We start from the raw sequence: 22,871 nt of genomic DNA on the forward strand, positions 1-22,871 counted from the left end.
CCGCCTCAGGCCTCGGTGGCGGTGATCTTGATCTCGACGATGCCGGTCGGGATGGCCAGCGCCGTCGTGCCGATCGCCGTCCAGGCGGGGAAATCCGGCCCGGTCAGATATCGGTCCTTCACCGCCATGAAGGTCTGGATGCTGCCAGCCAGATCGGTGTGGTAGGAGACGATCTCGACCACGTGCTCCCAGCCGCTGCCCGATTCGGCAAGGGTGTTGCCGATGGTGGCGAAGGCCTTGTCGATGGCGGCGTCCATGGCTTCCTCGCCGGGCTCGCGCTGGTCGGCGACGACGCCCGACATCCAGATCAGGCCGTTGGCCTTCGCCGCCGGGGCCATGCGGAAGTGCTTGGGCGCGAAGCCCTGCCCCTTGGGGACGATCATCTCTCGCGGCATGTCAGCCTCCCTCCAACACCTTCGAATCGGTTTCGCTGCTGGAGAAAGAATAGGGCGGCAGGCGGGATCGAGAAAGTCAGGCCGGCGGCAGGTCCAGCCAGCGGCGCAGGCAGCGGGCCACCACTTCGGACATGAAGGACAGCAGTTCGGTGCCCTGGCCGGGGTGGAAACGCCCGATCTCGCGGCTGCCCAGCGCCAGCATCGCGGCGGGCGCGGTGCCGGTCAGCTCCAGCCGCACCAGCGCGTCCGAACGCACCAGCGCCGCGGCGGGGCCGAAGAAGGCGTCCGTGCCCTCGGCACGCTCCCTCAGCAGCACGCGGCGCTCGCCGCCCAGCGCGGCGTCGATGTCGCCGGGCAGCAGCACGAACATGCCGCCGACGCGCGATTCGCCCGGATGCTCGGTCTCGCGCTCGACGCAGATGGAGATGGCGTCGACGTCCAGCGCCAGCGGCAGGTCGCGGGTGACGATGTGGATCAGCTCCTCCAGATCGCGGGCGTCCAGCACGGCCAGCGCGGCCTCGTGGATCTGCTTCTGGCTGGAGAGATTGGAGCGAGCCGACTGGATCAGCTCGTCCTGGCTGTCGCGGATGCGGTCCAGATCGGCCTGCAGGCGGGTCACCATGAAGCCCTGCATGTCGACGACCTCGGCGCCCTCCGATTCGGCCTCGAAGCGCGACGGCGGCGTCAGGCGGCGCAGCAGCTCGGGATGCCGGTTGAGGAAGTCCGGATGCTGCAGCAGGAAGGCGACGATCTCCGCCTCGGTCAGCGAATCGCCGCCCCCGGTGGCCGCGCTGTCGCGTCCGGCCACGCCTCAGGCCTCGGCCATGTCGGTGTCGTCCAGAATCGACTGCCCGGTCTTGGCCCAGTCGTCCAGGAAGGCCTTCAGACCCTTGTCGGTCAGCGGATGGTTGGCCAGCGACGTCAGCACGTTCGGCGGCAGGGTGGCGACGTCCGCGCCCAGCTTGGCCGCGTCCAGCAGGTGCATCGGGTGGCGGATCGAGGCGACCAGCACCTCGGTGCCGAAGTCGTAATTGTCGTAGATCGAGACGATATCCGCGATCAGCTCCATGCCGTCCTGGCCGATATCGTCCAGCCGCCCGACGAAGGGCGAGATGAAGGTCGCGCCGGCCTTGGCCGCCAGCAGCGCCTGGTTGGCCGAGAAGCAGAGCGTGACATTGACCATGGTGCCGGCGTCGGTCAGCACCTTGCAGGTCTTCAGTCCGTCCATGGTCAGCGGCACCTTCACCGCGATGTTGGGCGCGATCTTGGCCAGCTTGCGGCCCTCGGCCAGCATGGTCGCGTGATCGGTGGCGGTGACCTCGGCGGAAACCGGGCCCTCGACCATCTCGGCGATCTCGGCGACCACCTTCAGGATATTGCCGCCGGACTTGGCGATCAGCGACGGATTCGTCGTCACGCCATCGACCAGGCCGGTCTCGTTCAGCTCTCGGATCGCCGCTGTGTCGGCGCTGTCGACGAAGAATTTCATAGACCTGGGGTCCCTTTTGGTTCTGGTCCTGACGCGGCTTGCCGCCGGGCGCTTCGGGCATAGACTGGACCGGACAATGCCCGCGCCTGCCTCACAACCCGATCTTCTCGCGACCGCACCGGTCCGCGTCAAGGTCCTGCTGCCGCTTCCCTTCGCGGAACCCTACGACTATCTGGCGCCGGCGGACCGCCTGCCGCCGCCGGGAACGCCCGTCCGCGTGCCGCTGGGCCCGCGCGAGACCATGGGCGTGGTCTGGGACGAGACCGAACCCGCCGGCGAACCTGTGGCCGAGGAAAAGCTGAAGCCGATCCTGGAGATCGGGCACGACCTGCCGGCGCTGGACGCCGACTTCCGTCAGTTCCTGACCCGGACCGCACGGTATTACCTCAGGCCGCTCGGCGACATTCTCTCCATGGTCATCCGGCGCTTCGGCGCGGCGCGGCCGCCGAGGCCGGTCACCGTCTACAGCCCGACCGGCGCGGAGCCGCAGCGCATGACCCCGGCCCGGAAGGCGGTGATGGAGGTCGCCGCCGAAGGCTTCCCGCGCACCGCCGCCGATCTGGCCGAGATCGCCGGCGTCGGCGCCTCCGTGGTGAAGGGCCTCGCCGAACAGGGCGTGCTGGCGGCGGAGGAACGCGCCGCCGACCCGGCGCTGCGCCAGCCGGACCCGGATCACGCAAGGCCGAAGCTGAACGCCGAGCAGAAGCACGCCGCCGGCGTGTTGTCGGGCGCCGTCGGTCAGGGCTTCTCGACGACGCTGCTGGAAGGCGTCACCGGCGCGGGCAAGACCGAGGTCTATTGCGAGGCCGTGGCCGAGGCGCTGCGGCAGGGGAAGCAGGTGCTGGTGCTGTTGCCGGAGATCGCGCTGACCCAGCAGATCGTGGAGCGTTTCACCGCCCGCTTCGGAGCCGCGCCGGTGCAATGGCATTCGGGGCTGAGCCAGAAGGACCGGCGGCTCAGCTACCGCCGCATCGTCTCCGGCGAGGCGCGGATCGTCACCGGCGCGCGCTCGGCGCTCTACCTTCCGTTCCCCGATCTCGGCCTGATCGTGGTCGACGAGGAGCACGACACCTCCTTCAAGCAGGAGGACGGGCTGCACTACCACGCCCGCGACATGGCGGTGCTGCGCGGCGCGGTGAGCCGTTTCCCCGTCGTGCTGGTCTCGGCCACGCCCTCGCTGGAGAGCCTGCGCAACGTCCGGGAAGGCCGCTACCGGCATCTCGAGCTGAGAAGCCGCTTCGGCTCGGCCGGCCTGCCCGATGTCAGCCTGGTCGACATGCGCACCGACCGCCCGCCCCCGGGGCGCTGGATCTCCCCGCTTCTGGAGACGGCGGTGAACGAGACGCTGGAGGCCGGCGAGCAGGCGCTGCTGTTCCTGAACCGCCGGGGCTATGCGCCGCTGACGCTCTGCGACGCCTGCGGCTTCCGCATCCAGTGCCCGCACTGCACCGCCTGGCTGGTGGAGCACCGCTATCTCGGGCGGCTGCAATGCCACCATTGCGGCTACTCGACGCCGAAGCCGCGCGAATGCCCCTCCTGCGGGGCGGAGGACCGGATGAAACCCTGCGGCCCCGGCGTGGAGCGGCTGGCCGAGGAGGCGCAGGCGCTGTTCCCCGAGGCGCGGCTGGCGCTGATGACCAGCGACCTGATCGCCGGGCCGGAACAGGCCGAGGCGCTGATCGCGTCGATGAACCGGGGCGAGATCGACCTGTTGATCGGCACCCAGATCGTCGCCAAGGGCCACAACTTCCCCAAACTCACCCTGGTGGGCGTGGTGGATGCCGATCTGGGGCTGGAGGGCGGCGATCTCCGCGCCGCCGAACGGACGCACCAGCTGCTGCACCAGGTGGCGGGCCGCGCGGGCCGCGCCGACCGGCCGGGCCGCGTGCTGCTTCAGACACACCAGCCCGAATCGCCGGTGCTCGAAGCGCTCGCCGCCGGGGACACAAACGCCTTCGTCGAGGCCGAACTGAAGGGCCGGGAAGCCGCGGGGATGCCGCCCTATGGCCGGCTGGCGGCGCTGGTGCTCTCCGCGCCGGAGCAGGCGCAGGCCCGCGACCTCGCCCGCGAGATGGCCCGCGCCATTCCCGGACCGGGCGACACCGACATCCGCGTCCTCGGCCCCGCCCCCGCACCGCTGGCCGTGGTCCGCGGCCGGCACCGCATGCGGTTCCTCGTCTCCAGCCGCTCCGGCCGGACGCTGCAGGGCTACATCGCCGCCTGGCTGCAGGCGGTGAAACTGCCCGCCGCCGCAAGACTGGTCATCGACATCGATCCGCAGAGTTTTCTCTGATCGCTCTGCCGTCCCCGGGCAATCTGGCGCAGCCCCGCTGGTTGCGCCGCCGACCGGACCCCGGCTCAAGGCCGGGGTGACGGAAGAGTGCCGGATCGATGCAAAGCAACATCGTCATGCCGGACCCGATCCGGCATCCGGTGCGGCGGATGCCCGTGATCAAGGGTATCCAGTTCAACCCGGAGGATAACACGGAACGAAAGGCCCGCTTGCGCCGCGCCGAATTTCCGCTATCTCCCGCCCCATGACCCAGCTTGAAACCGAAGCCGGCAGAAGGCGCACCTTCGCCATCATCTCCCACCCTGATGCGGGCAAGACCACGCTGACCGAGAAGCTGCTGCTGTTCGGCGGCGCGATCCAGGCGGCGGGCGCCGTGCGGGCGCGCGGCGAGCAGCGGCGGACGCGGTCGGACTGGATGAAGATGGAGCGCGAGCGCGGGATCTCGGTCTCCGCCTCGGTGATGACCTTCGACTACAATGGCTGCGCCTACAACCTGCTCGACACGCCGGGCCACGAGGACTTCTCGGAAGATACCTACCGCGTGCTGACGGCGGTCGATTCGGCGGTGATGGTGATCGACGCGGCGCGCGGCATCGAGCCCCAGACCCGCAAGCTGTTCGAGGTCTGCCGCCTGCGCGACGTCCCCATCATCACCTTCGTCAACAAGATGGACCGGGAGGCGCAGGACCCCTTCGCGCTGATGGACCTGATCGAGAACGATCTCGCCCTCGACGTGACGCCGGCCAACTGGCCGATCGGCATGGGCCGCGACTTCCAGGGCTGCTACGACCTGTTTGGCGACCGGCTGGTGCTGATGGAGCGGACCAAGGACAAGCAGGGCAGCACCATCGCCGAGGTGAAGGGCCTCGAGGATCCGAAGATGGAAGGCCTGATCGGGGAGGCCGCCGCCGCCGAGCTGCGGGAGAACGCCGAGATGGCGCGGGAGCTCTGCCCCGATTTCGACGTGCAGGCCTATCGGGACGGCACCATGACGCCGGTCTTCTTTGGCAGCGCGCTGAACGCCTTCGGCGTGCAGGACCTGCTGGACGCGCTGGGCAAGTTCGCCCCGCCGCCGCGGCCGCAGGCCGCCGATCTGCGCACCGTGGCGCCGATCGAGGACAAGGTCGCGGGCTTCGTCTTCAAGATCCAGGCGAACATGGACCCCAAGCACCGCGACCGCGTGGCCTTCCTGCGGCTGGCGTCGGGCCACTTCAAGCGCGGCATGCGGCTGAAGCATGTCCGCACCGGCAAGTCGCTGGCCGTGCACAACCCGGTGACCTTCCTCGCCGGCGACCGCACCACCACCGAGGAGGCCTGGGCCGGCGACATCATCGGCATCCCGAACCACGGCCAGCTCGCCATCGGCGACACGCTGACCGAGGGCGAGGACATCCGCTTCCGCGGCGTGCCGAGCTTCGCGCCCGAACTGCTGCAGCGGGTGCGGGCGACCGATCCCATGCGCGCCAAGCATCTGGGCGCGGCCCTGCAGCAGCTGGCCGAGGAAGGCGTGGCGCGCGTCTTCAAGCCGCGCTTCGGCTCCGACTGGGTGGTCGGCGTGCTGGGCGCGCTGCAGTTCGACGTGCTGCAGGAGCGGATCAGCAGCGAATACAACGTGCCCGTCCGCTTCGAACCGGCGGAGCTCTACACCGCCCGTTGGGTCTCCGCCGACAGCCACGACGCGCTGAAGAAGTTCTGCGACGCCAACAACACCGCCATCGCCGACGACCACGAGGGCGACCCGGTCTACCTCGCCCGCAACGCCTGGCACCTCGACCGCGGCCAGCAGGACTGGCCCGACATCCGCTTCACCGCCACCAAGGACCCCGGCGTGGGGGACATGGCGGCGTAGGAGAAACGGCCCGACCGGCCCTCGTCAACATCTCTGCCGCCCCCGGGCCTGACCCGGGGGCCTTGGGGACCGGCTTTCCCCGCCCAGCCCGGTTGCACCCTGAGGTCCGCGGGTCAGGCCCGCGGACGGCAGCAGGATGAGTCGATCCTGTCCGACGCCGTACCGGACCCCGGCTCAAGGCCGGGGTGACGTAAGAGCCAGGCGTCAATGCCGGAAAACATCGTCATGCCGGACCTGATCCGGCATCCGGGCGGGCGGAACTGGCGGGTCACAAGGCCCCCGGGTAAGGCCCGAGGGCGCCAGAGGCGAACTATCCCCGGCCCACGAACGGCATCTTGGTGGCCATGACGGTCATGTTGAGGACGTTCGCGTCCAGCGGCAGGTTGGCCATGTAGAGGATGGCGTCGGCGACGTGCTGGACGTCCATCACCGGCTCCTGCTTCACAGTCAGGTCCGCCTGCGGCACGCCCTGGGGCATGCGGGCGGTCATCGGGGTCGCGGCGTTGCCGATGTCGATCTGGCTGCAGGCGATGTCATAGGGCCGTCCGTCCAGCGCCGTGGTCTTGGTCAGGCCGGTGACCGCATGCTTGGTCGAGGTGTAGGCGATGGAATAGGGCCGCGGCGTGTGCGCCGAAATCGAGCCGTTGTTGATGATCCGCCCGCCCTGCGGCGACTGCTTCTTCATCACCCGGAAGGCCTCCCGCGTGCACCAGAAGACGCCGTTGAGGTTGGCGTTGACCACGGTCAGCCAGCTTTCGTCGGTGATCTCGTCCAGCTCGACCGGCGGCGCGCCGGTGCCGGCATTGTTGAATGTGACGTCGATGCGGCCGAACTTCGCCACCGCCGCGTCGAACATGGCCCGCACCGCCGCCGGATCGCCGACATCGCATTGCCGGATCAGGCTGTCGCCGCCCAGCATGCCCTGCGTTTCCTGAAGCGGTTCCAGCCGCCGGCCGGAAATCACCACGTCGTAGCCGTTCTGCGACAGCGTCACCGCCGCCGCCCGGCCCACGCCCGAGCCCGCGCCGGTGACCAGCGCGATCCTGCGTTGGGTCATGCCCTTACCCCTCCCTGCATTGCCGTCCCCGGGCCTGACCCGGGGACCTGAGATCTGCACCGCGCCGAGACCCCCGGATCAGGTCCGGGGGATACAGGACGGGTCAGGCCGCCGCGTCGAACACCTCGGGCCGGAAGGCCTCGAAGGTGCGCTGCACCTCGGCCGGGTCCTGGCTCAGCGGCGCGATGATGGCCGTGTGGATGCCGGTATCCAGCGCCCATTTCAGCTTCTCGCGGCATTCGTCGGCGGTGCCGATGATGCCGATATCGTCGATCAGCCCGTCCTCCAGCGCGCCGGTGGTCTTGGCGCGGTCGCGTTCGGCCCAGCCCTCGGCGATCTGCGCGGCCTCTTCCTCGTAGCCCGCCCAGGCGAGGAACTTGTTGTAGACCGGCGTCGCGTAGTAGGGCGCGAAGCTCTGGCGGAAGCGCTGCCGCGCCTCGGCCTTGTCGTCGGTGACCAGCACCATGAAGCGGTTCACGACCTCGACCTCGGCGCCGTCCTTGCCGGCCCGCGCGGCGCCCGCATGGACGTGCTCGATCATCTTCGGCAGCGCCTTCTTGGGCCAGAGATTGAAGATCACGCCGTCGCCGACCTCGGCCGCCATCTCGATCATCTTGGGCCGCAGCGCGGCCAGATAGACCGGCGGCGGGTTGTCCAGCGGCATCTGGCGGTAGCCGTGGCTGGACAGCACCTCACCGTCAAAGTCCGACTTCTCGCCGGCCAGCATGGAGCGGACCATGGTCGCGGTCTCCCGTACGCGGGTCAGCGGCTTCTCGTAGGGGATGCCGGCCCAGCCGGTCATCATGTTCTGGCTGGACGCACCCAGCCCCATGACGAAGCGGCCCGGCAGCACCTGTCCCAGCACGTTGGCGGTCGCGGCCAGCACGGTGGGCGAGCGGGTGAAAACCGGCGTCACCGCGACGCCGACCCTGAGCCGGTGGATCCGATGCGCCAGCGCCGCGATGGATGTCATCGTGTCCGGCGCGGTGCCATCGGAAAACCAGGCGTCGTCGTAGCCGTTCTCCTCGGCCCAGGCGAGCCGGTTCGCCGTCTGCTCCAGCTTCGGTCCGGCCGGCACGGTCACGGCAATGCGTCTCTTCGGCGGCATGGCGGTCTCCTCCCTTCCCCCTTGTCGTCGCGGTGCATTCTGCTGCGGTTGCGGGCCAAGGTCCATGGGCGGCGCGCCCTGCGCACAGACCGGGGTGACATATCGGCGAAGCCGCACGAGACTGCGCGCCCATGAGGGAGGAGAACGCATCCGGGCCGCTGCAGGCCCTGCTGCCGCATGCGGCGCTGTTCCTGTCCGTCACCTTTCTCGGCACCTCCTTCGTCGCCGCCCGCGCGATCATGGATCATTCCGACGGCCCGGCGACGCTGGGCATGTTGCGCTATGTCGGCGGCGCGCTCTGCCTGCTGCCCTTCGTGCTGGCCGCGCGCCACTGGCGCATGCAGCCGAAGAGCGTGGCCGCGGCGCTGGCCTTGGGCGTGCTGCAGTTCGGCGTCTTCCACCTTTCGATCAACACCGCCCTGCAGGAGATCCCGGCGGCCCGCGGCGCGGTGATCTTCGCCCTGATCCCGATCCTGACCATGCTGATCGCCGCCGCCTTCGGCCGCGACCGCATCACGGCGATGATGACCTTCGCCTCGATCCTGTCCTTCATCGGGGTCGGGCTCGCGGTGGGCGAGGCGGCGTTCCGCCCCGCGGCCACCGGCGGCGGCAGCCTGCGCGGCGAGGCGCTGTTCCTGTTCGCGGTCTGCTGCGGGGCGACCTACAACGCCCTCTCGGCCCGGCTCTACCAGAACCATTCGGTGCTGGCGGTCTCGATCCTGACCATGACCGGCGGCTTCCTGTTCCTGACCGCCTTCTCGATCCCCGAGGGGACGGTGGAGATGGTCTCGGCCTATGCCGGCGACGACTGGCTCTGGCTGGCCTGGCTGATCCTGCCCGGCGGCGCGATGAGCATGGCGCTGTTCAATTTCGGGCTGCGGCGGCTCGGCCCGTCGCGCGCGGCCATCTGGGTGCCGTTGAGCCCCATCGCCGCCACCGCGGCCGGCGCGGCGCTGCTGGGGGAGACCATCACGCCGCTGTTTCTCGTCGGCCTCGCCTGCGCCGTCTCCGGCCCGCTGCTGGTCTCGTGGAGCCGGGCGCGGGCGGCAAGGAAGGCGGCGATGACGCCGCCCGCCGCCTGATCCTGCGGCTACCACGTCACCCCGGCCCCCCGATCAAGTCGGGGGGCCAGGATGACGCCGAGGGGTTTGCCCTGCCGGCGTCCGGCACTCCAGAACCCTGAGGTCCGCGGGTCAGGCCCGCGGACGGCAGCAGGGGCGGTGCGGCGGTCAGTCCAGCGCGTCGAGGCGGTAGGCGTCGCCGTCGCGCTTCAGGTGGCCGGCGGTGGCGCCGGCGAAATGCGTGCCGATGATCAGGGTCGGCGTGTCGGCGAACTGCTCGAACACCCGCCGCCGCGTCTCCATGCCGGCCTTCTGGTCGTAGTCGGCGGAGCTGCACCAGTCGATGCGGCCCATCTGGCAGGGATGGTGGACGAAATCGCCCGTGATCATCGCCTGCTCGCCTTCCGATTCGATCAGCACGCTGCAATGGCCCGGCGTGTGGCCGTGGGTCGGCAGCAGCCGAACCTCGGGGCAGATCTGATGCGTGGTTGTGACGAAGTCGACCAGCCCGGCATCGAACACCGGCTTCACCGAATCGGCGAAGATGTCCTGCGCGTCCTCGTCATCGTCCTGGTCGCGCCAGTATTCGAACTCCGGCGACGCCATCAGGTAGCGGGCGTTCTCGAAGGTCGGCACCCACTTGCCGCCCTCCAGCCGCGTGTTCCAGCCGACGTGATCGACATGCAGATGCGTGCACATCACCGTGTCGATGGAATCGACCGGATAGCCCGCCTTCGCCATGTCCTCCAGAAACGGCAGCGACAGATCCGTCCAGGCCGGGATCCGGCGCTTCTTGTCGTTGCCGATGCAGGTGTCGACCACGATCTTCCGGTCTGGCGTCTCGATCACCAGGGCGTGGATCGACATGATCAGCCGGCCCTCCGGCGTCATGAAGTGGGGCATCATCCATTTCATCGGCAGGCACGCTTCCTTGGTCGCGTCCGGCAGAATGAAACGGGTGCCGCCCGGCACCTCCATCTCGACGATTTTGGTGACGGTGACCTTGCCGATCTTCCAGCTTTGCATGATGTCCTCCCCAAGACTGGCGGGGAGCATAGGAAGCCCGCGTCCGGCGTGCAATCGGCCCGGATCATGCTGTTGGACAAGATGCCGCAAGAGGGGGGATTGCCCGTCTGAAAGAGCGCGTGCTAGAAGCCGCGCGGTTGTCGAGGGGAGCGCTGACGACGGCGCGCCTCCCGTTCGACCTGTCTGAGCGTTTCAGGCCAGAGGGGACAGCCGGCACCGGCCGGAGGAAACCGCAGCACTGGCGAGATCATCTTCGGGGACGGAATTTGGCTGCCGATCATTCGACGATTTCCGGAATTTCCGGACGCTATGCGACGGCTCTGTTCGAACTCGCGAACGAGCAGGGCTCACTCGACGACGTGAAGTCGGATCTGGCGGCGATCTCCGCGATGCTGGACGAGAGCGCGGACCTGCAGAGCGTCGTGCGCTCGCCGGTCATCAGCCGCGACGACCAGGCGAAGGCCATGGCCGCGGTGCTCGACGCCGCCGGCACCGGCCAGACGGTGAAGAACTTCGTCGGCGTGGTCGCCCAGAACCGCCGCCTCTTCGCCCTGCGCGGCATGATCCGCGCCTACAATCAGCTGCTCTCGCAGCACCGCGGCGAGATCGCCGCCTCCGTCACCTCGGCCCAGCCCCTCAGCGACGAACAGCAGCAGAAGCTGGCCGACGCGCTCAAGCAGGCGATGGGCCGCGACGTGAACATTGAAACCAGCGTAGATGAAGGCCTGATCGGCGGCATGATTGTCCGTGTCGGATCGCGCATGGTCGACTTCTCGCTGTCCACGAAACTTGCAGGTCTCCGCTTGTCGATGAAGGGGGTTGGATAATGGACGTCCGTGCCGCAGAAATTTCGGACATTCTGAAGAACCAGATCGCGAACTTCGGCACTGAGGCCGATGTCTCCGAGGTCGGTCAGGTTCTCTCCGTCGGCGACGGTATCGCCCGCGTCTACGGTCTCGACAAGGTCCAGGCCGGCGAGATGGTCGAATTCCCGAACGGGATCAAGGGCATGGCCCTGAACCTGGAAACCGACAATGTCGGTATCGTGATCTTCGGTTCCGACCGCGAGATCAAGGAAGGCGACACCGTCAAGCGCCTCGGCACCATCGTTGACGTTCCGGTCGGCAAGGGCCTGCTGGGCCGCGTTGTCGACGGCCTCGGCAACCCCATCGACGGCAAGGGCCCGATCGAGGGCGCCGAGCGCAAGCGCGTGGAAGTGAAGGCCCCGGGCATCATCCCGCGCAAGTCGGTGCACGAGCCGATGCAGACCGGCCTGAAGGCCTGCGACGCCCTGGTCCCCGTCGGCCGCGGCCAGCGTGAGCTGATCATCGGCGACCGCCAGACCGGCAAGACCGCCGTCGCGATCGACACCTTCATCAATCAGAAGTCGGTCAACGACACCGACGACGAGTCGAAGAAGCTCTACTGCATCTACGTCGCGGTCGGCCAGAAGCGCTCGACCGTCGCGCAGGTGGTGAAGCAGCTGGAAGACAACGGCGCGCTGGAGTACTCCATCGTCGTCGCCGCCACCGCTTCCGAGCCGGCTCCGCTGCAGTTCCTGGCGCCCTACACCGGCTGCACCATGGGCGAGTTCTTCCGCGACAACGGCATGCACGCCGTGATCGTGTATGACGATCTGTCCAAGCAGGCCGTGTCCTATCGTCAGATGTCCCTGCTGCTCCGCCGCCCGCCGGGCCGCGAAGCCTATCCGGGCGACGTCTTCTACCTGCACAGCCGTCTGCTGGAGCGCGCCGCGAAGATGGGCGACGACGCCGGCAACGGTTCGCTGACCGCGCTGCCGATCATCGAGACCCAGGCCGGCGACGTGTCCGCGTTCATTCCGACCAACGTGATCTCGATTACCGACGGCCAGATCTTCCTGGAGACGGACCTGTTCTATCAGGGCATCCGTCCCGCGATTAACGTCGGCCTGTCGGTGTCCCGCGTGGGTTCCGCCGCGCAGACGAAGGCGATGAAGAAGGTCGCCGGCTCGATCAAGCTGGAACTGGCGCAGTACCGCGAGATGGCGGCCTTCGCACAGTTCGGTTCCGACCTCGACGCCTCGACCCAGCGCCTGCTGAACCGCGGCGCGCGCCTGACCGAGCTGCTGAAGCAGGACCAGTTCTCGCCGATGACGGTGGCCGAGCAGTCGGTCTCCATCTTCGCCGGCGTGAACGGCTACCTGGACGGCATCCCGGTCAACAAGGTGACCGACTTCGAGGCCGCGTTCCTGGACGAGATGAAGGCGAAGCACGGCGCCCTGATGGACACCATCCAGTCCTCGGGCGAGCTTTCCGACGACACCTCGGAGAAGCTGAAGTCCATCCTGGACGACTTCGTGAAGACCTTCGCGGCCTGAACGGACAGCTGACCGATGGCCAATCTGAAAGCACTGCGGGGACGGATCACTTCCGTCAAGTCGACGCAGAAGATCACCAAGGCGATGAACATGGTCGCCGCGGCGAAGCTGCGGCGCGCGCAGGAGGCCGTCGAGGCCTCCCGCCCCTATGCCGAGCGGATGGAGCGGGTCATCGGCACGCTGGCCGCCGGCATGGAAGGCCGCGATGACGCGCCGAAGCTGCTGGCGGGCACCGGTTCCGACCAGCGGCATCTGGTCGTCGTCGCGACCGCCGACCGCGGTCTCTGCGGCGGCTTCAACGCCAACATCGCCAAGCGGGCCCGCCGCCTGATCGAGGAGCTTCAGTCGTCCGGCAAGGACGTGAAGATCCTCTGCGTCGGCCGCAAGGGCCGCGACATGCTGCGACGCCAGTATGGCAGCCTGATCATCGACCTGATCGATTTCCAGGGCGTGCGCAATGTCGGCTTCGAGCATGCAGCGCCGATCGGCCAGCGTGTGCTGAAGATGTTCGACAATGAAGAGTTCGACGTCTGCCACCTGATCTATTCGAAGTTCGTGTCCGTGCTGACCCAGGAGCCCACGGCCCTGCGTCTGATCCCGGCCCAGGTGCCGGAAGTCGACGAGGCCGCCCAGCCGGATCTGGAAGGCGCCGCCTACGACTACGAGCCGGACGAGGAAGGCATTCTCCGCGAGCTGCTGCCGCGCAACATCTCGGTGCAGATCTTCCGCGGCATGCTGGAGAATGCGGCGTCCGAGCAGGGCGCGCGGATGAGCGCGATGGACAGCGCCACGCGGAACGCGGGCGACATGATCGACAGGCTCACGCTGGAATACAACCGCCAGCGCCAGGCCGCGATCACCAACGAACTGATTGAAATCATCTCGGGCGCCGAGGCGCTCTGAGGTCGTGACGGACGGGGGCGGTGGCCCCCAAGAGGAAGGGCGGGAGCAGAATATGGCTACCAACGTAGTAGGCAAGGTCACGCAGGTTCTGGGCGCGGTCGTCGACGTGCAGTTCGACGAGCATCTCCCGGCCATCCTGAACGCGCTGCACACGGAGCTGGAGGGCAAGACCCTGGTTCTGGAAGTGGCGCAGCACCTGGGCGAGCACACCGTCCGCACCATTGCCATGGACTCCACCGACGGCATGGTCCGCGGGGCCGAGGTCACCGACACCGGCGCGCCGATCTCGGTGCCGGTCGGACCGGAGACCCTGGGCCGCATCATCAACGTGATCGGCGAGGCGATCGACGAGCGCGGCCCCGTCAACGCCGCATCGACCGCCCCGATCCACGCCGAGGCGCCTTCCTTCGCCGATCAGTCGACGGAAGCCGAGGTCCTCGTCACGGGCATCAAGGTCGTCGACCTGCTGGCTCCGTACGCCAAGGGCGGCAAGATCGGCCTGTTCGGCGGCGCCGGCGTGGGCAAGACCGTGCTGATCATGGAGCTGATCAACAACGTCGCGAAGGGCCATGGCGGTTACTCGGTGTTCGCCGGCGTCGGCGAGCGTACCCGTGAGGGCAACGACCTCTATCACGAGATGATCGAGTCCGGCGTTATCGACCTGGAAGGCGGCGAATCCAAGGCCGCGCTGGTGTACGGCCAGATGAACGAGCCGCCGGGCGCCCGCGCCCGCGTCGCCCTGACCGGCCTGACCCTGGCCGAGTACTTCCGCGACCAGGAAGGCCAGGACGTGCTGTTCTTCGTGGACAACATCTTCCGCTTCACCCAGGCCGGCTCGGAAGTGTCAGCGCTGCTCGGCCGTATTCCTTCGGCGGTGGGCTATCAGCCAACGCTGGCGACCGACATGGGCGCCCTGCAGGAGCGCATCACCTCCACCAACAAGGGGTCGATCACCTCGGTGCAGGCCATCTACGTGCCGGCCGACGACCTGACCGACCCGGCCCCGGCCACGTCCTTCTCGCACCTTGACGCCACGACCGTGCTGTCGCGTCAGATCGCCGAGCTGGGCATCTACCCGGCCGTGGACCCGCTCGATTCGACCTCGCGCATTCTCGACCCGCGCGTCGTCGGCGAGGAGCACTACGAGATCGCCCGCCAGGTGCAGGAAGTCCTCCAGCGCTACAAGGCCCTGCAGGACATCATCGCGATCCTGGGCATGGACGAGCTGTCGGAAGAGGACAAGCTGGTCGTGGCCCGCGCCCGCAAGATGCAGCGCTTCCTGTCGCAGCCGTTCCACGTGGCCGAGGTCTTCACCGGCACGCCGGGCGTGTTCGTCGAGCTGGAAGAGACCGTCCGCGGCTTCAAGGAGATCCTCTCCGGCAAGCACGACGACCTGCCGGAAGCCGCCTTCTACATGGTCGGCACAATCGACGAGGCGCTGGAGAAGGCGAAGAAGCTGGCTGCCGAAGCCGCGTAAGCGTCTGACGCGAACAGGAGGCCATCACCTTGGCTGACAACATCCACTTCGAACTCGTCTCGCCGGAAGCCCTGCTGGTCTCGGGCGAGGCGTCGATGGTCACGGCGCCTGGCACCGAAGGCGATTTCGCCGTCCTGCCCGGCCATGCGCCGCTGGTCTCGACCCTGCGCCCTGGCGCGGTCGAGGTTTTCGAGAACGGCTCCGACCAGCCCGCGGCCCGCTATTTCGTGGCCGGCGGCTTCGCCGAGGTCGCCCTCGACAAGTTCACCGTGCTGGCCGAGACCGCCGTGCCGATGGATCAGGTCGACCGCGCGCATCTGGAACAGGAAATCCAGAACGCGAAGGAAGATCTGGAGGATGCGGGCGACGACGAGGAGAAGAAGACCGCGCTGGAAGAGAAGCTCTCCCAGCTGGAGGATCTGCTCGGCGTCCACGGCTGACCGCCGCACCATCGCTGAATTGCCGAAAGGCCCGGTTCACGCCGGGCCTTTCCTTTTGCGGACCGGCTCGGTCTGGCCGTCCTTCTCCTCATCCTTCTTGCCCGCCCAGTCGCCGAAGCTGAAGCCGGCATCGATGCGCTCCATTTCGGCGACGATGTGGGCGACAAGATCGCCCGGCCCGTCGAGGTAAACCGCCTGGCGCATCAGATTCTCGACCAGCATCTGGCGCTTCTTGTAGTGGGCATAGACGGCGAAGCAGAGTGCCGCCAGCGCGGTGACCGTCGTCTGCACGACCGCGCTCTCGAGAAACTTCAGCCCGCCACCGAAATCCGACGAGACGATCGCGATGCTGGGCCAGACGATCACCAGGATGCTGAACAGGATCGCGAGCAGGAAGGCGCACTTGTTGATGACCGCATAGCTGCGCGCCTTGATGTAGAGGTCATAGACCAGCAGATAGCGGCGCCGGTCCGTCTCCCGACCGCTTTCGCCGGAGGGTTCGGCCCAGGACGCGGCCGCGAAGTCCACCAGCAGGCGCGCACTGGTCTTGTTCGGCGAGAAGATCGGTTCATTCATGGCGAGAAGCGGGTCCCGGGCGGCTGTACCGCAATCTTAGCCGCGGCGCGGCCGCGGGCAAGCCTGCCGGAAGCGACGCGCCAGGTCAGAAAACTTCACCCGGTCCGGGGTGGCAACGGTTGCAGGAGTTGCCATAGACTGATGCGAAGGTTGAGGGCGTCCTGGATTCTGAAATGCGTTGGACTGGTATTCTCTGTGTCCTGACGGGCATGGCCATCACGGGCTGCGTGACCAATGAAGAGCTGATCGGCGAGGGCCCGCTGGTTCTGACGCCGGCGCTGCACGACCGGGTCGGGGAGTTCATCGACACGGGCCGCGCTGCGCAGCTGATCCTCGCCGTGGACCCGCAGCGCAACAGTTTCGGCGGCTCCACCTGTCCGGAGGCGCCGCTGAACTGCAGTGGCGGCACGACGCCCGAAGACGCCATAGACAAGTGCAATGGCAATCGGGGCAAGGGTTGCCGGATCATGGTCCTTCGCGACGACATCGTCTGGAATGGCCCGGTCTATCTGGCCGACCGGGCGTCGCGCCAGGCGATACCGTATCACGGCAGCTGGAACGTCGAGGTCGCGGAGTCTGGCCCGGGCCGGCTGACCGGAAACCGCTGCAAGCTGGCACTCAGCCTGCCGGGTGGATTGTCCTGCGACTTCGTGCTCAGGCCGACCGGCGGCGTTACGGGCTCATGGCGGCTGCATTGTCCCGAGCGGACCGATGGCGGATATGGCACCTATGTCGTCCGCAAGGTCAGCCGCGTCTTCGTGGCCGAAGGCGTCGTCGGCAGCAGCCCCGTTGGTTTCACCATCGGAGGCGGCGGGTCGGTGGCGTCGACACCGGTAGCGAAGGCTTCCAGCCAGACCAACGCCCGGTCTGCAGCAATCGCGAAGCCGCCAGAAGCCGCGCCTGTTCCGGTAGCGCCGGCCCGGCAGACGACGCCCCGGTCCGATGGCCCGCTTCAGTTCGCCCGCAGATGCGGGGACGCCGCGGCCACGACGACGCCCGGCCGCAACTGTCTCCGCATCGAGCAGGCCGGTCTCTACGAAATCTCGGAAAAATGCAGCTGGGTTGAAGTCATCAACACGCGCGGCGACCGGGGGAGGATCGCCCGCAAGGAGTTCGCGCAGGGAGACATGCTGGATGTCGAGAAGGTCGAGACGTTCTGGTTCGGCCTGGCCGAGACCACCTGCTACTGGCTTGTGCCCGCCGGGCAGCAGGCATCGGACAGCGCCGGGCTCCGTATCCTCAGCGTCTCGCAGAGCGATGCGCACACGCTGAGCCTGCTGAAATAGGCGGAATTCGGCTCGTCTGCTGCCGTCCGCGGGCGTGACCCGCGGACCTCAGGGTGCAGCTGGCAGGACCTCCGAAACAGGCCCGATGCGACGGCCTGCGTTTGAGCGGTCCAGGTCCGGTTACGCCTGAGCCGCCCCCTTGGCCGACCCGACCATCCCCAAGGGGGCGGTTTCGCTAGGCATTCATCGAATCGAAGAAGTCGGCGTTGTTCTTGCTGCCCTTCAGCTTGCCGAGCAGGAATTCCATGCCGTCTGTGACGCCCATCGGGGCGAGGATGCGGCGCAGGACCCACATCTTGGTGAGGTCTTCCTTCGAGACGAGCAGCTCTTCCTTCCGGGTGCCGGACTTGGTGATGTCGATGGCGGGGAAAGTGCGCTTGTCGGCCAGCTTGCGGTCCAGGATGATTTCCGAGTTACCGGTGCCCTTGAACTCTTCGAAGATGACTTCGTCCATGCGGCTGCCGGTATCGATCAGCGCGGTGGCGATGATGGTCAGGGAACCGCCTTCCTCGATGTTGCGCGCGGCGCCGAAGAAGCGCTTCGGCCGCTGCAGGGCGTTGGCGTCGACACCGCCGGTCAGCACCTTGCCCGACGAGGGAACGACGGTGTTGTAGGCGCGGGCGAGACGGGTGATCGAGTCCAGCAGGATGACCACGTCGCGCTTGTGCTCGACCAGGCGCTTGGCCTTCTCGATCACCATCTCGGCAACCTGCACGTGGCGGGTGGCCGGCTCGTCGAAGGTGGACGAGATCACCTCGCCCTGGACCGAGCGGGACATGTCGGTCACTTCTTCCGGCCGCTCGTCGATCAGCAGCACGATCAGGTAGCAGCCCGGATGGTTGCTCTCGATCGCATGGGCGATGTTCTGCAGCAGCACGGTCTTGCCGGTGCGCGGCGGCGCGACGATCAGGGCGCGCTGGCCCATGCCGATCGGGCTGACCAGGTCGATGACCCGGTTCGACAGGTCTTTCTTCGTCGGATCGGCAAACTCCATGTGCAGCTTGTCGTCCGGGTAGAGCGGGGTGAGGTTGTCGAAGGCGACCTTGTGGCGCGCGGCCTCGGGATCCTCGAAATTGATCTGGCTGACCTTCAGCAGCGCGAAGTAGCGTTCGCCGTCCTTGGGCGAGCGGATCTCGCCCTCGACCGTGTCGCCGGTACGCAGCGAGAAGCGCCGGATCTGGTTGGGGCTGACATAGATGTCGTCGGAGCCCGGCAGGTAGTTGCTCTCGGGCGAGCGCAGGAAGCCGAAACCGTCGGACAGGATTTCCAGGACACCGACGCCGGTGATGGTGTCGCCGTCCTCGGCCTTCTGCTTCAGGATCTCGAACAGCATGTCCTGCTTGCGCATGGTCGAGGCGTTCTCGATCTCGAGCTCCTCGGCCATTTCGAGCAGCTCTGCCGGGGTCTTGGCTTTCAGGTCGCGTAGATTCATGTCTGGGGGTCGTCCTCGGTGGAACCGTCTGGAAGATGAACTGGCTGGTCCGCAACGAACCGGTGCGGTCTGAGTGACAGTCGAGGCTCCCGGACACCGGATGCAGAACCGCCCTGACGGACATTCCGGACATCGGTTGGGGAGAACGGCCGCTCGCCGGCTGGGAACCGGACTTCGTGCGCTAAGCCGTTGCCGCGAGTAAATACACGGATTTCCGGCGTCCGCAAGCGGAACCTGTTGTCACGGCAATGAAGGCCGGCGCCGGCGTCAGGCGCGGGACCAGATCGCGTCCTTCACGAACTCGTCCAGAAAGGCCAGATGCGCGGCCTCCTCATCGGCTGGCGCCACGTGCGGCCGCGGCTCCCGGTAGCGCCGCTCGCCGCCATCCGCCCCGCCAGTACCGCCGCTGGTCAGCTCCAGACCGGCCTGTTTCACGCCGACCAGGTGGTAGTAGACATCGGCCAGCAGCTTGGAATCGATCAGCGCCCCGTGCAGCGTCCGGTCGGTATTGTCGACCTCGAAGCGGCGGCAGAGCGCGTCGAGGCTGTTCGCGGCGCCGGGAAAGCGCTTGCGCGCGATCGCCAGCGTGTCGACGACCTTGTCCATGGGCAGGGCCGGCGACCGCAGTTCTCCAGCTCCCAGTTCAGGAACTTCATGTCGAAGCTGGCGTTGTGGGCGACGACGGGCGCGCCATCGATGAAGTCGAGCAGTTCGCCCGCCACCGCGGAGAAGACCGGCTTGTCGGCCAGCATCTCGTCGGAAATGCCGTGGACGCGGTAGGCGTCGTCGGTCATGGCGCGTTCGGGGTTGATGTAGCGCTGCAGGCTCCGGCCGGTCCAGACGCGGTCGACCAGTTCCAGGCAGCCGACCTCGACGATGCGATGACCGTCGAACGGGTCCAGTCCGGTGGTTTCCGTATCCAGTACGACTTCCCGCACGCTTTCTACCTCATCTGGTGGTGATACCGAACACTACCGCGATATCTATCCCGTCGCAAGCAGCAAGACGGCAGGCGGTCAGCACCTGGCGGCCACCTTTTCACGCAACAGCCCTACCAGTTGTGCTACCGCCTTGCCGGTCTCTTCCAGAGTCGTACCGGTGTCGATCACATGGTCGGCGCGGGCGCGCTTCTCGGCGTCCGGCGTCTGGCGGGCGAGGATGTTCTCGAACTTGTCGGCGGTCATGCCCGGCCGGGCCAGGACACGTTCGCGCTGCTGGGCCGCCGGCGCGCTGACCACGACCACAGCGTCCATGCGCTTCTCCCCGCCGGTCTCGAACAGCAGGGGCACATCGACAACCACCATGTCGTGGCCGTCGGCAGCAGCGTCCGCGAAGAAGGCCTGCCGGTGCTCGCCCACCAAGGGGTGCACGATTTTCTCCAGGTCCTTGATCGCGCTGTCATTTCCGATCACTTCGCGGCTCAGGCGGTCCCTGTCCACACCGCCGTCGACGATGGCGTCGGGAAACCGCTCGGCGACCGGCCCCGCGGCCTTGCCGCCCGGCGCGTAGAGCTCGTGCACCGCGGCATCGGCATCCCAGACCGGCACGCCATTGTCGCGGAACATCTTCGAGACCGCCGATTTGCCCATTCCGATGGATCCCGTGAGACCGACGACAAAGACCATGTCAGAGCACCTCCAGAAGATGATTTCGCAAGCCGTCGTCCACATCCGGCCGGACGCCGTAGAACGCCTCGAAGGCCGGCGCCGCCTGATGCAGCAGCATGCCGAGCCCGTCGACCGTGGTCAGACCGCGTGCCCGCGCGGCGGCGAGGAAGGGCGTTTCCAGCGGCGTGTAGACGATATCGTGAACGATGGCATTCGACGGTAGGGCCGACAGATCGACCGCTGGAACGCCGTTTCCACCCATGCCAAGGGACGTCGCGTTGATGGCCAGCCTGACATCGCCAAGTCTTTGTGAAAGATCGAAAAAGCCAGCCATACCAAGCCGTCGATCCGCGAACTCGGCGACCAGTTGTTCCGCCTTCTCCGGCGTGCGGTTGACCAAGCGGATCTCGGGCGCGCCGGCCTCCAGCAGGGCATGCAGCACGCCCCGGGTCGCACCGCCGGCGCCGATCACCAGCACTGGCCCTACCGTCGGATCGACGCCCGCCTGCAGCAGGTTCTGCAGGAATCCGGGCGCGTCAGTGTTGCGGCCCTCGATGCTTCCGTCGGCCTGGAAGACCAGCGTGTTCACTGCGCCGATCCGCTGCGCCGCCAGGTCCAGCCGGTCCGCCAGGCGGAAGGCGGCCAGCTTGTGCGGTACGGTGACGTTGAGACCGCGCACCCCCGCATCTCCGAGGCCGCGCACCGCTTTCTCGAAGTACTCCGGAGCGATGGGGAAGGGCGCATAAATGCCGTCGGTGCCGTATTTCCGGAGCCAGTAGCCGTGCAGCCGCGGCGAGAGCGAGTGCTTCACCGGCCAGCCGGTGACGCCGGCGACCATGGCCGCGCCGGTAGGGCTGACGGTCATGCCGCCTGCTCCCGCCGGAGCCAGTTCAGCAGCGGCAGCAGCGGCAGACCTAGAATGTCGTGCCACGCGCCCTCGATCTTCTCGAAAAGCCGAATTCCGGGGCCTTCGACCTGGTAGCCGCCGACCGTGGCCCAGGCGGAATCGGGCGCTGCGGCCACGTAGTTGGCGATCTCGATCTCGGAAAGCGGCGCCATGGTGAGTTTCGGACTGGCCCGGTGTGCAAACTGCACCGCGCCGCCGCGGGCGACGACCATCGCCGTGTGCAATTCGTGCGTGCGGCCGGCGAGGCGGTTCAGATGGCGGGCCGCCTTGGTCCGGTCGCCGGGCTTGTTGAAGATCCAGCCCTCCAGTTCCAGCACCTGGTCGGCGCCGATGACCAGCGCATCCGGCACCCTTTCGCTGACCTCCAGCGCCTTCATCTCGGCCAGCACGCCGGCGAGATCGGCCGGCGTTCCGATCCAGTCCGCCTTCACGGCATCCTCGTCCACTTCGGACGGCACCACGTCGAAGTCCATGCCGGCGTCCTGGAGCAGTTGCCGCCGCGTCGCGCTGCCCGATCCCAGCACCAGCCTCACGCCTGCTTCTCCGCGCGGCGGCGCTGATAAAGGGAAAGGATCGCGGCCGCGGTTTCCTCGATCGATTTCCGGGTCACGTCGATGACCGGCCAGCGCTGCTTCGCGAAGAGGCGCTTGGCCTCGATCAGCTCCTCCTTCACCTGCTCCTCGTCGGCATAGTCGCTGGAATGGGTTTCCTTCAGCGACAGCAGGCGGTTGCGGCGGATCTGGCTGAGCCGGTCGGGGGCCGTGGTCAGGCCGATGACCATGGCGTATTTCAGCCCGAAGAGCTCGTCGGGCAGCGGCACGCCGGGGACGAAGGGCACGTTGGCGACCTTCAGCCCGCGATTGGCGAGATACATCGATGTCGGCGTCTTCGAGGAGCGCGAGACACCGACCAGCACGATATCGGCGCGGTCCAGATCGTCAGCCATCTGGCCGTCGTCATGGGCGAGCGTGTAGTGCATCGCCTCGATACGCTCGAAATACTCGGTGTTCATCTCGTGCTGGGTGCCGGGTCGGCCCGTGGTGGCCTGGCCCAGGAATTCGCGCAGCGCCATCATCACCGGATCCAGCGCCGATAGATGCTTGACCCCGAGCCGGCGGCAGCCCTCTTCCAGCGCGGCGCGGGTCTCCTCGTTCACGACGGTGTAGAGCACCAGCCCGGGCGCGCCCTCGATGCCGGCCAGCACCGTGTCGACCTGGGCGCGGCTGCGGATCATCGGCCAGAGATGCTTCTGCGGTTCGGCGCTTTCGAACTGGACCACCGCCGCATTGGCGATGGTGGTCAGGGTCTCCCCGGTCGCGTCGGAGACAAGATGCAGGTTGAAGCGGCTCATGGAAGTTCGGCGGCCCTGTGAACGAATGGCCCGGAACTGTGCATATCCGGGCGCGCTGGCGCAATGCTGTCAGCGTTCCACGACTTGTCAGACCGCTCATGCAGCAGTTTGCTTTCACCCGTCCGCCGAAGGGGACAAGCCGTCCTTGCGTGAGGCGATCCTTGCCCGTCCCGGCCCGGCTGTGCGAATCCATGGGCACAGCCGAGCGCTGCCGCCATGTTCGGAAACGGCGCACGGGCTGTGAACAGCGGGGAC

Annotated in this window: 22 protein-coding genes and 1 pseudogene; 10 read left to right on the plus strand and 13 right to left on the minus strand. The window is 67.5% G+C overall.

Annotated features, from left to right (window positions below; all coding sequences use genetic code 11):
• Positions 1-5: 5 nt before the first annotated feature.
• From ACMVY4_RS03765 to fsa, 3 genes are all read right to left on the minus strand, one after another.
• Positions 6-395 carry a Rid family hydrolase gene (locus tag ACMVY4_RS03765; protein WP_416898859.1) on the minus strand — a complete coding sequence of 130 codons (390 nt, stop codon included), beginning with the start codon at positions 393-395 and terminating at the stop codon, positions 6-8.
• Positions 396-471: 76 nt separating this feature from the next.
• The gene (locus tag ACMVY4_RS03770) at positions 472-1,203 is read right to left on the minus strand and encodes a DUF484 family protein (protein ID WP_416898860.1); all 732 of its coding nucleotides are present in this window, start codon (positions 1,201-1,203) and stop codon (positions 472-474) included.
• A 3-nt stretch (positions 1,204-1,206) separates the two neighbouring features.
• Entirely contained in the window at positions 1,207-1,884 is a 678-nt protein-coding gene (gene fsa / locus ACMVY4_RS03775; protein ID WP_416898861.1) for a fructose-6-phosphate aldolase, read from the minus strand.
• A 76-nt stretch (positions 1,885-1,960) separates the two neighbouring features.
• On the opposite strand from fsa, the gene ACMVY4_RS03780 reads away from it, so the two are divergent.
• The 3 genes from ACMVY4_RS03780 to ACMVY4_RS03790 all read left to right on the plus strand — a co-directional run bounded on the left by ACMVY4_RS03780 (position 1,961) and on the right by ACMVY4_RS03790 (position 6,026).
• On the plus strand, positions 1,961-4,177 hold the full coding sequence (locus tag ACMVY4_RS03780; RefSeq protein WP_416898862.1) for a primosomal protein N': 2,217 nt from the start codon (positions 1,961-1,963) through the stop codon (positions 4,175-4,177).
• A 98-nt stretch (positions 4,178-4,275) separates the two neighbouring features.
• Positions 4,276-4,425, plus strand: coding sequence for a hypothetical protein (locus ACMVY4_RS03785; RefSeq protein WP_416898863.1), 150 nt, complete (start codon positions 4,276-4,278; stop codon positions 4,423-4,425).
• Entirely contained in the window at positions 4,422-6,026 is a 1,605-nt protein-coding gene (locus tag ACMVY4_RS03790) for a peptide chain release factor 3 (protein ID WP_416898864.1), read from the plus strand. The genes ACMVY4_RS03785 and ACMVY4_RS03790 overlap by 4 nt, the downstream gene beginning before the upstream one ends.
• 310 nt (positions 6,027-6,336) lie before the next feature.
• On the opposite strand, the gene ACMVY4_RS03795 is transcribed toward ACMVY4_RS03790, so the two are convergent.
• Positions 6,337-7,083, minus strand: a complete 747-nt coding sequence (locus ACMVY4_RS03795) for an SDR family oxidoreductase (protein WP_416898865.1) — start codon at positions 7,081-7,083, stop codon at positions 6,337-6,339.
• Between the two features lie 103 nt (positions 7,084-7,186).
• Positions 7,187-8,191, minus strand: a complete 1,005-nt coding sequence (locus ACMVY4_RS03800; protein WP_416898866.1) for an LLM class flavin-dependent oxidoreductase — start codon at positions 8,189-8,191, stop codon at positions 7,187-7,189.
• 131 nt (positions 8,192-8,322) lie between these two features.
• On the opposite strand from ACMVY4_RS03800, the gene ACMVY4_RS03805 reads away from it, so the two are divergent.
• Entirely contained in the window at positions 8,323-9,273 is a 951-nt protein-coding gene (locus tag ACMVY4_RS03805; protein ID WP_416898867.1) for a DMT family transporter, read from the plus strand.
• 147 nt (positions 9,274-9,420) lie between these two features.
• Here ACMVY4_RS03805 and ACMVY4_RS03810 read toward each other — a convergent pair whose 3' ends face one another.
• Complete coding sequence (locus ACMVY4_RS03810) at positions 9,421-10,278, minus strand: MBL fold metallo-hydrolase (protein ID WP_416898868.1); 858 nt, start codon at positions 10,276-10,278, stop codon at positions 9,421-9,423.
• Positions 10,279-10,544: 266 nt separating this feature from the next.
• Here ACMVY4_RS03810 and ACMVY4_RS03815 point away from each other — a divergent pair, with 266 nt between their 5' ends.
• From ACMVY4_RS03815 to ACMVY4_RS03835, 5 genes are read left to right on the plus strand one after another with little or no spacing between them, the layout of a single operon-like run.
• The gene (locus ACMVY4_RS03815; protein WP_416898869.1) at positions 10,545-11,105 is read left to right on the plus strand and encodes a F0F1 ATP synthase subunit delta; all 561 of its coding nucleotides are present in this window, start codon (positions 10,545-10,547) and stop codon (positions 11,103-11,105) included.
• Entirely contained in the window at positions 11,105-12,637 is a 1,533-nt protein-coding gene (gene atpA / locus ACMVY4_RS03820) for a F0F1 ATP synthase subunit alpha (RefSeq protein WP_416898870.1), read from the plus strand. Before ACMVY4_RS03815 ends, atpA begins: the two co-directional genes overlap by 1 nt.
• 15 nt (positions 12,638-12,652) lie before the next feature.
• A complete protein-coding gene (locus ACMVY4_RS03825) occupies positions 12,653-13,540 on the plus strand; it encodes a F0F1 ATP synthase subunit gamma (RefSeq protein WP_416898871.1) in 888 nt (295 codons plus the stop codon).
• A gap of 52 nt (positions 13,541-13,592) precedes the next feature.
• Positions 13,593-15,017: a F0F1 ATP synthase subunit beta gene (gene atpD / locus ACMVY4_RS03830; RefSeq protein ID WP_416898872.1), complete on the plus strand. Its 1,425-nt coding sequence runs from the start codon at positions 13,593-13,595 to the stop codon at positions 15,015-15,017.
• Positions 15,018-15,046: 29 nt separating this feature from the next.
• Positions 15,047-15,457 carry a F0F1 ATP synthase subunit epsilon gene (locus ACMVY4_RS03835; RefSeq protein WP_416898873.1) on the plus strand — a complete coding sequence of 137 codons (411 nt, stop codon included), beginning with the start codon at positions 15,047-15,049 and terminating at the stop codon, positions 15,455-15,457.
• 36 nt (positions 15,458-15,493) lie between these two features.
• Here ACMVY4_RS03835 and ACMVY4_RS03840 read toward each other — a convergent pair whose 3' ends face one another.
• Entirely contained in the window at positions 15,494-16,033 is a 540-nt protein-coding gene (locus ACMVY4_RS03840) for a hypothetical protein (RefSeq protein ID WP_416898874.1), read from the minus strand.
• Between the two features lie 173 nt (positions 16,034-16,206).
• Here ACMVY4_RS03840 and ACMVY4_RS03845 point away from each other — a divergent pair, with 173 nt between their 5' ends.
• Positions 16,207-17,319, plus strand: a complete 1,113-nt coding sequence (locus tag ACMVY4_RS03845) for a hypothetical protein (RefSeq protein WP_416898875.1) — start codon at positions 16,207-16,209, stop codon at positions 17,317-17,319.
• Positions 17,320-17,494: 175 nt separating this feature from the next.
• Here ACMVY4_RS03845 and rho read toward each other — a convergent pair whose 3' ends face one another.
• The 6 genes and pseudogenes from rho to ACMVY4_RS03875 all read right to left on the minus strand — a co-directional run bounded on the left by rho (position 17,495) and on the right by ACMVY4_RS03875 (position 22,616).
• On the minus strand, positions 17,495-18,751 hold the full coding sequence (gene rho / locus ACMVY4_RS03850; protein WP_416898876.1) for a transcription termination factor Rho: 1,257 nt from the start codon (positions 18,749-18,751) through the stop codon (positions 17,495-17,497).
• Positions 18,752-19,018: 267 nt separating this feature from the next.
• Positions 19,019-19,689 (minus strand): annotated as a pseudogene (gene dnaQ, locus ACMVY4_RS03855) (DNA polymerase III subunit epsilon).
• A gap of 78 nt (positions 19,690-19,767) precedes the next feature.
• Positions 19,768-20,376: a dephospho-CoA kinase gene (gene coaE, locus ACMVY4_RS03860; protein WP_416898877.1), complete on the minus strand. Its 609-nt coding sequence runs from the start codon at positions 20,374-20,376 to the stop codon at positions 19,768-19,770.
• Position 20,377: 1 nt separating this feature from the next.
• Entirely contained in the window at positions 20,378-21,223 is an 846-nt protein-coding gene (locus tag ACMVY4_RS03865; RefSeq protein WP_416898878.1) for a shikimate dehydrogenase, read from the minus strand.
• Positions 21,220-21,798: a Maf family protein gene (locus tag ACMVY4_RS03870; protein ID WP_416898879.1), complete on the minus strand. Its 579-nt coding sequence runs from the start codon at positions 21,796-21,798 to the stop codon at positions 21,220-21,222. Before ACMVY4_RS03870 ends, ACMVY4_RS03865 begins: the two co-directional genes overlap by 4 nt.
• Positions 21,795-22,616 (minus strand): pyruvate, water dikinase regulatory protein, encoded by an 822-nt coding sequence (locus tag ACMVY4_RS03875; RefSeq protein WP_416898880.1) that lies wholly within the window; start codon positions 22,614-22,616, stop codon positions 21,795-21,797. Before ACMVY4_RS03875 ends, ACMVY4_RS03870 begins: the two co-directional genes overlap by 4 nt.
• Between the last annotated feature and the right edge of the window lie 255 nt (positions 22,617-22,871).

Origin of the sequence: Minwuia sp. (assembly GCF_048007105.1) — a bacterium.
Lineage (GTDB): Bacteria > Pseudomonadota > Alphaproteobacteria > Minwuiales > Minwuiaceae > Minwuia.

Excerpts from the sequence above, each read along its gene's own strand:
- ACMVY4_RS03825 (WP_416898871.1), top strand. The coding sequence starts at position 12,653 with ATGGCCAATCTGAAAGCACTGCGGGGACGGATCACTTCCGTCAAGTCG.
- coaE (WP_416898877.1), bottom strand. The coding sequence starts at position 20,376 with ATGGTCTTTGTCGTCGGTCTCACGGGATCCATCGGAATGGGCAAATCG.
- ACMVY4_RS03865 (WP_416898878.1), bottom strand. The coding sequence starts at position 21,223 with ATGACCGTCAGCCCTACCGGCGCGGCCATGGTCGCCGGCGTCACCGGC.
- atpA (WP_416898870.1), top strand. The coding sequence starts at position 11,105 with ATGGACGTCCGTGCCGCAGAAATTTCGGACATTCTGAAGAACCAGATC.
- ACMVY4_RS03785 (WP_416898863.1), top strand. The coding sequence starts at position 4,276 with ATGCAAAGCAACATCGTCATGCCGGACCCGATCCGGCATCCGGTGCGG.
- rho (WP_416898876.1), bottom strand. The coding sequence starts at position 18,751 with ATGAATCTACGCGACCTGAAAGCCAAGACCCCGGCAGAGCTGCTCGAA.
- ACMVY4_RS03795 (WP_416898865.1), bottom strand. The coding sequence starts at position 7,083 with ATGACCCAACGCAGGATCGCGCTGGTCACCGGCGCGGGCTCGGGCGTG.
- ACMVY4_RS03800 (WP_416898866.1), bottom strand. The coding sequence starts at position 8,191 with ATGCCGCCGAAGAGACGCATTGCCGTGACCGTGCCGGCCGGACCGAAG.
- atpD (WP_416898872.1), top strand. The coding sequence starts at position 13,593 with ATGGCTACCAACGTAGTAGGCAAGGTCACGCAGGTTCTGGGCGCGGTC.
- ACMVY4_RS03840 (WP_416898874.1), bottom strand. The coding sequence starts at position 16,033 with ATGAATGAACCGATCTTCTCGCCGAACAAGACCAGTGCGCGCCTGCTG.
- ACMVY4_RS03790 (WP_416898864.1), top strand. The coding sequence starts at position 4,422 with ATGACCCAGCTTGAAACCGAAGCCGGCAGAAGGCGCACCTTCGCCATC.
- ACMVY4_RS03780 (WP_416898862.1), top strand. The coding sequence starts at position 1,961 with ATGCCCGCGCCTGCCTCACAACCCGATCTTCTCGCGACCGCACCGGTC.
- ACMVY4_RS03845 (WP_416898875.1), top strand. The coding sequence starts at position 16,207 with ATGCGTTGGACTGGTATTCTCTGTGTCCTGACGGGCATGGCCATCACG.
- ACMVY4_RS03805 (WP_416898867.1), top strand. The coding sequence starts at position 8,323 with ATGAGGGAGGAGAACGCATCCGGGCCGCTGCAGGCCCTGCTGCCGCAT.
- fsa (WP_416898861.1), bottom strand. The coding sequence starts at position 1,884 with ATGAAATTCTTCGTCGACAGCGCCGACACAGCGGCGATCCGAGAGCTG.
- ACMVY4_RS03875 (WP_416898880.1), bottom strand. The coding sequence starts at position 22,616 with ATGAGCCGCTTCAACCTGCATCTTGTCTCCGACGCGACCGGGGAGACC.
- ACMVY4_RS03765 (WP_416898859.1), bottom strand. The coding sequence starts at position 395 with ATGCCGCGAGAGATGATCGTCCCCAAGGGGCAGGGCTTCGCGCCCAAG.
- ACMVY4_RS03810 (WP_416898868.1), bottom strand. The coding sequence starts at position 10,278 with ATGCAAAGCTGGAAGATCGGCAAGGTCACCGTCACCAAAATCGTCGAG.